Source organism: Pseudomonas retamae (genome assembly GCF_043496865.1).
Classification (GTDB): Bacteria; Pseudomonadota; Gammaproteobacteria; order Pseudomonadales; family Pseudomonadaceae; genus Aquipseudomonas; species Aquipseudomonas retamae.
In genome coordinates, this window is record NZ_JBIEIL010000009.1 from 313,512 (window position 1) to 324,299 (window position 10,788).

At 62.6% G+C, this 10,788-nt stretch carries 8 protein-coding genes; 1 reads left to right on the forward strand and 7 read right to left on the reverse strand.

What is annotated here, in order from left to right; all coding sequences use genetic code 11:
• Positions 1-3: 3 nt before the first annotated feature.
• The 3 genes from ACGSLL_RS19415 to ACGSLL_RS19425 are packed head-to-tail and all read right to left on the reverse strand — an operon-like array spanning position 4 to position 4,753.
• Positions 4-1,563, reverse strand: coding sequence for an FGGY-family carbohydrate kinase (locus ACGSLL_RS19415; protein WP_394507565.1), 1,560 nt, complete (start codon positions 1,561-1,563; stop codon positions 4-6).
• Positions 1,560-3,152: a glycerol-3-phosphate dehydrogenase/oxidase gene (locus tag ACGSLL_RS19420; protein ID WP_394507566.1), complete on the reverse strand. Its 1,593-nt coding sequence runs from the start codon at positions 3,150-3,152 to the stop codon at positions 1,560-1,562. Before ACGSLL_RS19420 ends, ACGSLL_RS19415 begins: the two co-directional genes overlap by 4 nt.
• A gap of 5 nt (positions 3,153-3,157) precedes the next feature.
• Positions 3,158-4,753: an FAD-binding oxidoreductase gene (locus ACGSLL_RS19425; protein ID WP_394507567.1), complete on the reverse strand. Its 1,596-nt coding sequence runs from the start codon at positions 4,751-4,753 to the stop codon at positions 3,158-3,160.
• Positions 4,754-4,957: 204 nt separating this feature from the next.
• On the opposite strand from ACGSLL_RS19425, the gene gliR reads away from it, so the two are divergent.
• Positions 4,958-5,974 (forward strand): AraC family transcriptional regulator GliR, encoded by a 1,017-nt coding sequence (gliR, locus tag ACGSLL_RS19430; RefSeq protein WP_394507568.1) that lies wholly within the window; start codon positions 4,958-4,960, stop codon positions 5,972-5,974.
• A gap of 184 nt (positions 5,975-6,158) precedes the next feature.
• Here gliR and ACGSLL_RS19435 read toward each other — a convergent pair whose 3' ends face one another.
• The 4 genes from ACGSLL_RS19435 to ACGSLL_RS19450 all read right to left on the reverse strand — a co-directional run bounded on the left by ACGSLL_RS19435 (position 6,159) and on the right by ACGSLL_RS19450 (position 10,331).
• Positions 6,159-6,527: a glyoxalase superfamily protein gene (locus tag ACGSLL_RS19435; RefSeq protein WP_394507569.1), complete on the reverse strand. Its 369-nt coding sequence runs from the start codon at positions 6,525-6,527 to the stop codon at positions 6,159-6,161.
• 118 nt (positions 6,528-6,645) lie between these two features.
• Entirely contained in the window at positions 6,646-8,103 is a 1,458-nt protein-coding gene (locus ACGSLL_RS19440) for an N-acyl-D-amino-acid deacylase family protein (RefSeq protein ID WP_394507570.1), read from the reverse strand.
• A 1-nt stretch (position 8,104) separates the two neighbouring features.
• Positions 8,105-8,965 (reverse strand): MurR/RpiR family transcriptional regulator, encoded by an 861-nt coding sequence (locus tag ACGSLL_RS19445; RefSeq protein WP_203420659.1) that lies wholly within the window; start codon positions 8,963-8,965, stop codon positions 8,105-8,107.
• A gap of 16 nt (positions 8,966-8,981) precedes the next feature.
• The gene (locus ACGSLL_RS19450; RefSeq protein WP_394507571.1) at positions 8,982-10,331 is read right to left on the reverse strand and encodes a GntP family permease; all 1,350 of its coding nucleotides are present in this window, start codon (positions 10,329-10,331) and stop codon (positions 8,982-8,984) included.
• Positions 10,332-10,788: the final 457 nt, after the last annotated feature.

Here is a 10,788-nt window from a genome sequence, read left to right on the forward strand (position 1 = left end):
GCTTCACGCCGGATACCCAGTAATCTCCCGAATGCTCTGATACAGCGGTTTAAGCTGCCGATACATGCGCAGATACACCTCTGCATACAGTCGCTGATACACCTGCTGCGCCTCGGGTTGCGGGGTGAACACTGCGCCCACGCGGGTCATCGCGGCGATGGCGCTGGGGAAGTCGGCGTGCAGGCCCAGACCGACTGCGCAGCAGATCGCGGCGCCAAGCCCGGAGGCTTCGTAGACGTGCGGGCGCTCGGCCGGCAGGCCGAAGATATTGGCGGTGAGCTGCATCGCCGCATCGCTTTGCGAACCGCCACCGGCCACGCGCAGGCGTTTGATCGAGACCTTCGAGCGCTTTTCGATGTTCTCCATGCCCTGGCGCAGCGCATAGGCCAACCCTTCCAGAATCGCCCGGTAGATATGCGCGCGGGTGTGCACATCGCCAAAGCCGATCATCGCGCCTTTGGCTTCCACGCCCGGTTCGCGAATGCCCGGTGACCAGTAGGGTTGCAGCATCAAACCCATCGACCCCGGCGGCACCGCATTGACCAGGGCGTCGAACAGTTGCTCGGGCTCGATGCCCTGCTCTTGCGCCTGCTGCATTTCGCGCAGGCCGAACTCGTTCTTGAACCAGCTGACCATCCAGTAGCCGCGGTAGATCATCACTTCGCAGTTGTACTGATCGGGTACCGCCGCAGGGTACGGCGGGATCAGCGGGACGATTTCCAGGTAGCGTGAACGGGTGCTGGTGATGGTCGCCGTGGTGCCGTAGGACAGGCACACGGTGCTCGTATCGACCACCCCGGCACCGAGCACTTCGCAGGCCTTGTCGGCACCGGCGGCAATCAGCGGCAAGCCTTCGGGAATCCCGGTGTGACGGCTGGCCTCGGCGCTGATGTGGCCGAGGGTTTCGCCAGGTTTGTGCAGGGTCGGCAGTTGCTCGGGACGCACCGCCAGCGCCTGCCATTTCCAGTCTCGCGGCGCCGCCCATTTCAGCCGTTTGAAATCGAACGGCAGATAGCCGACGCAGCAGCCCACCGAGTCGACAAACCGTCCGCAGAGTCGATAGCTGAGAAACCCCGACAGCAGCAGAAACTTGTCGGTAGCCGCCCACACTTGCGGCTGATGGCGGGCAATCCAGTTGGCCTCGGCCTGGGCGCGAAAATAGTCGACGGTGGCTTTCGCGCCGACCAGTTTCAACAGCCAGCCCCACGGTCCTTTGATACCGCCAGCAACTTCGCTCTGACGCTGATCAAGCCAGACAATCGCCGGGCGCAATGGCTTGCCGTCGGCATCGAGATTGATCACCGTCCCTCGCTGGGTGGTCAGGGAAACGCCAGCGATCTGCGCACGATCAATCCCGCTCTGCTGCCAGACTTGCTGACAGGCCTCACCTAGTTTCGCCCAGTAATATTCCGGATCCTGCTCGGCCCAGCCCGGTTGCGTCGAGTAATACGCCTGCAACTCGACTTTGCCTTTGCCAAGCAGATTGCCTTGAAGATCGAACAGCAGCGCGCGCACGCTCTGGGTGCCGTTGTCGATCGCCAGCAGGTATTTTTTAGCCGTCATGGCGTGATCTCCGGCAAGCCATGATCGCGTTGCCACAGCAAACGATAACGCTGAATTTCCGCCTGCCAGCGCCCATCGCTCCAGGCCAGGCGCGGTTGGCAGAGTGTGCGGATCGCCGCGAAATGCTCCTCACCACCGCGCGCCAGCAACAGCCCCAGACGAGTGCGACGCAGCAGCAGATCATCCAGATGCAGGACCATTTCCGCCTCGCAGGCAAACGCCAGTTCTGCCCACAACGTATCGGTAATACCGACGGTTTCCTGCCCGACTTCGGCAATCAGTTGCGCCAGCTTCGGCAGATCCCGGCCATGGCGCCCGGCCAGGCGTCGCCATTGCTGCGGGCTGAGGCCGGGTATCAGCGATGGCTGCACTGCGGCGAACACCGGCGCGGCGTCATCCTCGAACGCACGGCCGAGCATGTCCGCGCAGGCCTTGAGTACTTCAATCGCTTGCGGGCGAAACGTGGTCAGTTTGCCGCCGGCCAGCGTCACGCAACCTGGCTCCTGCCACAGCACATGTTCCCGGGTTTCGTTTGACGGTTTGTCCTGATGCGCACCGGCAGCGCCGACCACCGGACGTACGCCGGACCAGGTCGACAGCGCATCCATCGCCGTCACTTCGGCAGCGGGAAAGGCTTGCGTGCAAGCGGCCAGCAGATAGTCGAGTTCTTCGCCGCTTATGCTCGCGCTGTGATCGAGATCTTCACGATGATCAAGGTCAGTGGTGCCGACCACCGTTGCGCCTTCCCACGGAAAAACGAACACCGGCCGCCGATCGCGCGCATGCAGGAAGGTCAGCGCCTGCGCCACCGGCAAACGCCAACCCGGCAACACTAAATGACTGCCGCGCAGCGGGCGCAATTGCCGTGGCGAATCGCTCGGGCGCAGGCGTTCGGCCCATGCCCCTGTGGCCACCGCGAGCACGCCGCAACGCAAATGCAATGTCTCGCCCGACTCACAATCTTCGACCGCAACGCCAGATACCCGCCCTTCTTCACGCAGCAACTGCGCCACGCGCAAACCGTTGAGCACCACGGCGCCATCGGCACGCGCCTCGCTCAACACGCGCATCACCAGCCGGGCATCGTCGGTCAGCGCGTCGACGAAACTGGTGCCGCCGATAAGATCATTCTCCTTTAACCCCGGCGCGATAAACCGCAACTGCTGCGCGTCATGGAAACGATGGCTGCGGCGCCCGGCCAAGGCGTCATAGACACTCAGCAATCCGCCCAACACCCGTGGGCCGGGAAAGCCGCCGCGATAATGCGGCATCAGGAAACTCATCGGCTCGACCAGCCCCGGCGCCTCGTCGAGCAGGCGCTGACGTTCGCGCACCGAATCGCGGGTCAGGCGCCACTGGCCCTTGGCGATATACCGCAAACCGCCATGGACCATTTTCGAAGAACGGCTGGACGTGCCCCAGGCGAAATCCCGCTGTTCCAGCAGCAGACAGCGCCAGCCACGCCGCGCCGCCTCGCGCACAATTCCCGCGCCGCTGATGCCACCGCCGATCACGATCAGGTCCCAGTTTTCGTCCGCCAGGGTTGGCAGCATTTGCTCGCGCCACGCGGCGTTCCACTCCTGATTCATGGCGCTCACTCCGCCAGCAACGTGCCGGGATTGAGGCGCCCGGCCGGATCGAAATGGTTGCTCAACGCCTGCAAGGTTTCTATCGCCAGCGCGCCCTTCTCGCGCAGCAGGTACGGCGCGTGATCTTTGCCGACGCCGTGCTGGTGGCTGATGGTGCCGTGATTGGCGACGATGGTCTGGCTGGCCGCGTGCTTGAGTGCCTGCCAGCGCGCCAGTGTCGCCGGGTAATCCGCCGCCGGGCGAAACACGTAAGTGGTGTAGATGCTCGAGCCCTCGCCGTAGACGTGGGACAGGTGGGTGAACACATGCACGCGTTCACCTTCAGCGGCCAAGGCGTCGCGCAGGCTGTTTTCGATGAGGTTGAGCAAGTGGTCGACGTTGCTCCAGTCGGTCGCGGTTTCGAGGGTGTCGACCACGTAACCGGCGTTCCACAGGTTCTCGCGCAGGTAGGGAAAACGGAAGCGGTTCTGCGCCCATTTCTTGCCAAGCAAGGTGCCGGTGAACACCCCGCCGAAGGCCTTCAGATGCTGGCGTGCCTGGCGCAACGACAGCGCGTTTTGCTGACGATTGCCGGTCACACCGAAGGTCAGCAGACATTTGCCAACCCCCGCACCGCGCAGGCTCAGGTACTTTTCCAGCCAAGCGATCTGCTGCGGATGACCGGCCAGGGCCAGTTGTGTTTCGGTTTCCACCGCGTTGGACAGGCGCAGCATCGACAGCGGCACGCGCGCCTGGGCCAACTGGCGAATGGCGCCGAGCGCCTGCGCCCAGTCCGGCAGAAACACGCCATAGAAACGCTCATCGGCGGGCAGCGCACTGACGCGCACCTTGACCTCGGAAATGATCCCGAACCGGCCCTCGCAACCGAGTACGATTTCACGCAGATCCGGGCCGGCCGCCGAAGCGGGGAACGTGGGAATTTGTAGCGGCCCGGCGAAGGTTTCCAGGGTTCCGCCGGCAAACAATTGCTCGATGCGCCCATAGCGCAACGACTGCTGACCGCTGGAACGACTGGCGACCCAACCGCCCAGCGTCGACAGCTCCCACGACTGCGGAAAATGCCCCAGGGTATAGCCGCGCGCGCGCAACTGACTCTCCACTTGCGGCCCGCTCGCGCCGGGGCCGAAGGTCGCCAGCAGGCTCTGTTCGTCGAGGTCGGTCAGGCGGTTCATTCGCGCCAGCGACAACGTAAGCACCGGCCGCGCCGAATTTGGTGGATTGATGTGCCCGGCCACCGACGTGCCGCCGCCGTAAGGGATCAGGCACACATCCTGTTCTTCGGCCAGTCTCAGCAATTGGCGTATGGCAGCGGCGCTCTCTGGGAAGGCCACGGCGTCGGGATAAATGCCAAGCATGCCTTCGCGCAGCGCCAGCCAGTCCGGCAGACTTTGGCCGCGCGCATGCAGCAAACGGTCATGGACGTCGATGCTGTACAGGGCGTGCGCCGGCAACCGCGACGCGGGCAACCGCGCCAGCGCGGTGTCCAGCGAGGCGTCGGGCAGCGCGCGGCCCTCGCCCACCCGCTGCGCAAGAAAACTTGCGCCCTGCGCCGGCAACTCGACCACAGTAGTTGCGTCTCCCCAGCCATTCCAGCGTCGCATGCGTGTGTCCTTGTGGGCCGTCGAATCAGTGCGGCTTCAAGTCCTCATACTAGCCAGCGGCGCCAGAGTGTCACGGTCGTATCCGGCCAATCCGGGTAGCCAATTGAGTCAACCGGCGCGCCAGATACGGTCATTTACTTTCGCCGGGGTTTCACCGTACCTTTCGGCATCACTTCGCTCAGGCGTTGCTCAAGGAACGCGATCATGCAATCGCTCGGTTTCACTTCGGTTCCGCCGCTGCTCAAATACCTGCGCCATGCCGAGCAACTGGGCATGGCCATCGAGCCGGCGCTGGCGGCGGCCGGGTTGCAGGCGCAGCAATTGAGCGACAACAGCTTGCGCTTGCCGGGCGAGGCGCATGAGCGTTTGCTCGACTATTTCTGCGAGCATTCCGGCGATCCGCTGTTTGGTCTCAACGCGGCGAATTTCGTCCTGCCCAATTCCTGGAGCGTGCTCGGTTACATCACCATGAACTGCGCGACGCTGGGCGATGCGATGAGCCGGATCATGCCGTTCGAAAAACTGGTCGGCGACATGGGCGTCAGCCGCGCCGAAGTGCGGGACGAACAGGTGCATCTGATCTGGGATTGCCGCTATCAGCGCCCGCGCATTCGTCGGCATCTGGTGGAAAACGTGCTCGGTTCGTGGCTGCACTATGCGCGCTGGATTGCCGACACACAGGTGTCGCCGGCCTGCGTTTGGCTGGAGCATTCGCGACCGGATGAAGCGGCGTTGGCGCAGTACGAGCAGTTTTTTGGTTGCCCGGTGTTGTTCGATCAGCCGTATTCGGCGCTGCTTGTGCCGCTGGCCTATTTGCAATTGCCGTTACGTCAGGCCGATGCGCAGTTATTGCGCACGCTGGAGGAACACGCGCTGGGCTTGCTGGCGACATTGGAAGAAGCGCCGCTGGAACAGCAGGTGAAAAACATTCTGCGTGGTTTGCTCAAGCAGGGCTTGCCGCGCAAGGAGCAAGTGGCCGAGCAGCTGAATGTGTCGCTGCGCACCTTGCAGCGGCAATTGCAGCAGGCAGGAACGTCGTATCAACAGGTGCTCGATGAGTTGCGTCAGGAACTGGCGGAGCATTATCTGCTCAACAGTGATTTGCCGATTCAGGAGATTGCGCAGTATCTCGGATTTACCGAACCTCGCTCGTTTCACCGGGCGTTCAAGAACCGACGGGGGATGCCGCCGGGGGAGTTTCGGCAGGTGCATCGGCGGTGATGGGTCGGGCCTCTTCGCGAGCGGGCTCGCTCCCACAGTTGAAATGGGTTGTTCGCGCGTCTGAATCCACAATCGACTCGATTTTTCAGCTCGGTGTATCGCGCAAGACACCTCGGTCAGTCCCCTCTCCCCCTGGGCGGTCCGACGTTTCCGGAGGGCTAGGGTGAGGGGCTTTTTTCCCGCGTCAAAGACTGATCGCATTGGTAAACACCAGCCGATTGCCGAACGGATCGGCAATCGTCATGTCCTGGCTGCCCCATGGCATCGCCTGAATCTGCGGGTGTGAAAACGTGTAGTCCTTGGCGATCAATTGCTGCTGAAAAACCTCCAGCTCATCGGTCTCGATGCGCAGCGCCGAACCCGGGCACGCGTCGCCATGATGCTCGGACAAATGCAGCACGCAGTCGCCCCGCGACACCTGCAGATACAGCGGATAATTCGCTTCGAAGCGATGCTGCCAGTCGATCTTGAAACCGAGAAAATCGACGTAGAACTCAACAGCTTTGGCTTCATCGAAGATCCGCAGGATCGGGGTGGTTTTGCCGAAGCTCATGGGGTGCTCCCTGACTGATTGGCCCCACAGTGTAGACGGGGTGAATGTCAGCAAGTCGGCCTGTTGCTGACTTTCTTTAGTCGCAATGTGCCATCACTGTGACACAGGCCACGAATCATCAGCGAAAGTTGTCGCGCAGATCACCCTGCCGCGCGAGAAACCGCCCTGCCCGACTGCCATTTGCCTGGCCCTCTCGATAGCTCAACACGCCGTTGATCCACACCCCGTCAATGCCCTGCGCTGGCCGTTGCGGGTTGTTGAAGTCAGCGACGTCGCGCACTGTCGCCGGGTCGAACAACACCAGGTCCGCCCAATGGCCTTCGCGGATTTCGCCCCGCTCTTTCAAGCCAAAGCGCGCCGCCGACAGGCCGGTCATCTTGTGCACGGCGGTGTGCAGCGCAAACAGGCCGACGTCGCGACTGAAATGTCCGAGCACCCGTGGGAAAGCGCCCCACAGGCGCGGGTGCGGGAACGGGTCTTCGGGCAGTCCGTCAGAACCGACCATCGAAAGCGGATGGGCGAGGATTCTTCTGACGTCGGCCTCATCCATGCCGTAGTACACCGCCCCGGCCGGTTGCAGACGTTTCGCGGTTTCTTCCAGCGACAGTTTCCATTCGCCAGCGATGTCGATCAGGTCGCGCCCGCTGACTTGCGGGTGCGGTGTCGACCAGGTGATGGTGATGCGGTGGGCGTCGGTGACTTGCTTGAGATCCAACGTCGAAGAACTCGCCGCGTAGGGATAACAATCGCAACCGACCGGGTGATTTTTTGCTGCCTCCTCCAGCGCTGCCAATAACTGTGGACTGCGCCCCCAATTGCCGACGCCGGCGCATTTGAGGTGGGAAATGATCACCGGTGATTGCGCGTGACGGCCGATCTGAAACGCCTCGTCCATGGCTTCGAGCACCGGGGCAAATTCGCTGCGCAAATGGGTGGTGTACACCGCACCGAACGCCGTCAGTTCTTCAGTCAGTTGCATCACTTCATCGGTGGAAGCGTTGTAGGCGCTGGCGTAGGCCAGGCCTGTGGATAAACCCAAGGCACCGGCTTCCAGGCTTTCGCGCAACTGCTCGCGCATCGCCGCAATTTCATCCGCCGTTGCGGTGCGAAACAGGTCGTCGAGGTGATTGCTGCGCAGCGCCGTGTGGCCGACCAGTGCGGCGACGTTCAGCGTGGTGTTGGCCGCTTCCACCGCCGCGCGGTAATCGCTGAACCGCGGGTAAACAAATGCGGCCTGGGTGCCGAGCAGATTCATCGGGTCCGGCGGATTGCCCCTCAACGTGACCGGCGCAGCGCTGATGCCGCAGTTGCCGACAATCACCGTGGTCACGCCCTGGCTGAGCTTGGGCAGCATCTGCGGTTGGCGAATCGCGACCGTGTCGTCGTGGGTGTGCACATCGATGAAACCCGGCGCCAGCACGCGGCCGGCGGCGTTGATTTCTTCGCGGGCGCTGGCGTCGTGCAGGTCGCCGATGCGCTCGATGCGGCCGTTGAGAATCGCCACGTCGGCTTCATAGCCTGGGGTGTTGCTGCCGTCGACGACCAGAGCGTTGCGAATCAGCGTGTCGTACTGCATGTCAGTCTCCCAGCGGCAGGTGATCGTCGCCGCCACGGTATTCGTCGAGGGCGAGTTTGATTCGCCGCAAACGTTCTTGATTGTCTTCAGGATTGGCCAGCGCCAGCTCGGTGGCGAGCACGTCGATGGCCAGCAGCATGCCGTAGCGCGCCGCCGTCGGTTTGTAGATGAACGAGGTTTCCGCGCCTTGCAGCGGCAGGACGATATCGGCCAGTTCGGCCAGCGGCGAATCGGCGCGGGTAATGGCAAGGACGCGCGCGCCATAGTTGCGCGCCAGTTCGACCGTTTCCAGCAACTCCGGGGTGATGCCGGTCAACGAGCAGACGATGAGCACTTGCTCGGCGTTCAGGCTGGCCGCGGTGACGCGCATCATCACTGCGTCATGACACACCGCAATCGGGTAGCCGAGGCGCACCAGGCGCACCTGCAATTCATCGCTGCACAGGGTCGAGCATCCGCCCATGCCGAAGGCGTGAATCATCCGCGCCTGGCCGAGCATTTTCACCGCATCGGCGAAACGCGACTCGTCGAAACCGGCCAGATGCTGGCGCAGCGTGGTTTCGATATCGCCGACGATCTGCCCGTAAAATGCCGACTGTTCAGGCGTGCCCGCCGGGTCGAGAAAACGGCTGCCGACGCCGCTGGCCTGGGCCAGTTGCAGGCGCAGATCACGCAGGTCGCGGCAGCCGACCGTGCGGGCAAACCGCGACAGCGTGGCGGTGCTGACTTCGGCGCGTTGCGCGAGGTCTTCGAGGCTGGCGCTGGCGGCGAAACCGACATCGTCGAGCATCAGCCGGGCGATCCGCCCTTCGCCGGCGCTGAAGGAATCCTGGCGGGCGCGGATCTGGTAGAGGATGTCCATGGGCGGCGGGCTCCGGTTACAGCAGGTAAGAAAGGCCGACGGTCAGGCCGAAAGCGACCAGCGAGATCAGCGTCTCGAGCACGGTCCAGGTCTTGAACGTCTGCGCGACGGTCATGTTGAAGTATTCCTTGATCAACCAGAAGCCGCCGTCGTTGACGTGGGAAAAGATAACCGACCCGGCGCCGGTCGCGAGCACCAGCAACTCCGGGTGTGGATAACCCAGACCAATGGCCACCGGCGCGACCACCCCGGATGCGGTGGTCATCGCAACGGTTGCGGAGCCGGTGGCGATGCGCATCAACGCGGCGAATAGCCAGCCCATGAGCAGCGGCGACAGGTGAAATTCATGGGCGAGGCCGACGATCTGATCAGTCACACCAGCGTCCACCAGAATCCGGTTCAAGCCCCCGCCGGCGCCGACCAGCAGGGTGATGCTGGCGGTGGGCGCGAGGCATTCGTTGGTGAACTTGAGGATCGATTCGCGGTTGAAGCCTTGGGCGATGCCGAGTGTCCAGAAGCTCAGCAAGGTCGCCAGCAACAGCGCGATAACCGAATTACCGATAAACAGCAGGAACTGGTTGAAACCGCTGCCCGGCGTGGAAATCAGATTGGCCCAGCCGCCGATCAGCATCAGCACCACCGGCAACAGAATGGTCGCCATGGTGATGCCGAAACCGGGCAGTTTGTCGCGAGGCTCGCGGTCGAGGAATTGTTTTTCCAGCGGGTTATCCACCGGTAACTGAATGCGCGGCACAATGAATCTGGCGTACAGCGGGCCGGCGATGATCGCGGTCGGAATGCCGATGGCGATCGCGTAGAGCAAGGTCTGCCCGACCGAGGCCTGATACGCCTGCACCGCGAGCATCGCCGCCGGATGCGGCGGTACCAGCGCGTGCACCACCGAGAGACCGGCGACCATCGGCAGGCCGACCATCAGAATCGAAACGCCGACTCGCCGCGCCACGGTAAAGGCAATCGGCACCAGCAAGACGAAACCGACTTCGAAGAACAACGGCAGCCCCACCAGAAAGGCGATGCAGACCATCGCCCAGTGCGCGTTCTTCTCGCCGAACTTGTCGATCAAGGTTCGCGCCATCTGCTCCGCACCGCCGGACTCGGCCATCATCTTGCCGAGCATCGTCCCCAGCGCGACCACCAGCGCAATGTGCCCCAGCGTCTTGCCGACCCCGGCCTCATAAGCCCCGACCACGCCCGACGGCGGCATGCCGGCGACCAAGGCCAGACCAATGGAGATCAGGGTGATGACAATGAACGGATTGAGCCGGTAACGGGCGATCAACACGATCAGCGCGATGATGGCCACAGCGGCATAGACCAGCAGCCAGTAGCCGAAAGAAGGCGTCATGCGGTACTCCTCGAAAGGGTCACGTTCGAATGGGTTGTGAAACTCATAAATCATTTCGAGATCGAGATTTCAAACCGCATGAAAATAATTTTCGTGGAGAGGCAAGGCGTGTCGCTGATGGGTATGAGTTGTCGCGATCAATGAAAATCGTGGGGGGGGATTTACATGCTTCGAGCCAACAAAAAAACATGTGGGAGCGAGCCTGCTCGCGAAGACGGCCTCACATTCAACATCCCTGCCAACTGACCCACCGCTTTCGCGAGCAGGCTAGCTCCCACAGTTTGACTGCATTCCTTCAGTCAGAACGCGGACTCATTGTGGGAGCGAGCCTGCTCGCGAAGACGGCCTCACATTCAACATCCCTGCCGACTGACCCACCGCTTTCGCGAGCAGGCTCGCTCCCACAGTTTGATTGCATTCCTTCAGTCAGAACGCGGACTCATTGTGGGAGCGAGCC

Excerpts from the sequence above, each read along its gene's own strand:
- ACGSLL_RS19415 (WP_394507565.1), bottom strand. The coding sequence starts at position 1,563 with ATGACGGCTAAAAAATACCTGCTGGCGATCGACAACGGCACCCAGAGC.
- ACGSLL_RS19420 (WP_394507566.1), bottom strand. The coding sequence starts at position 3,152 with ATGAATCAGGAGTGGAACGCCGCGTGGCGCGAGCAAATGCTGCCAACC.
- ACGSLL_RS19425 (WP_394507567.1), bottom strand. The coding sequence starts at position 4,753 with ATGCGACGCTGGAATGGCTGGGGAGACGCAACTACTGTGGTCGAGTTG.
- gliR (WP_394507568.1), top strand. The coding sequence starts at position 4,958 with ATGCAATCGCTCGGTTTCACTTCGGTTCCGCCGCTGCTCAAATACCTG.
- ACGSLL_RS19435 (WP_394507569.1), bottom strand. The coding sequence starts at position 6,527 with ATGAGCTTCGGCAAAACCACCCCGATCCTGCGGATCTTCGATGAAGCC.
- ACGSLL_RS19440 (WP_394507570.1), bottom strand. The coding sequence starts at position 8,103 with ATGCAGTACGACACGCTGATTCGCAACGCTCTGGTCGTCGACGGCAGC.
- ACGSLL_RS19445 (WP_203420659.1), bottom strand. The coding sequence starts at position 8,965 with ATGGACATCCTCTACCAGATCCGCGCCCGCCAGGATTCCTTCAGCGCC.
- ACGSLL_RS19450 (WP_394507571.1), bottom strand. The coding sequence starts at position 10,331 with ATGACGCCTTCTTTCGGCTACTGGCTGCTGGTCTATGCCGCTGTGGCC.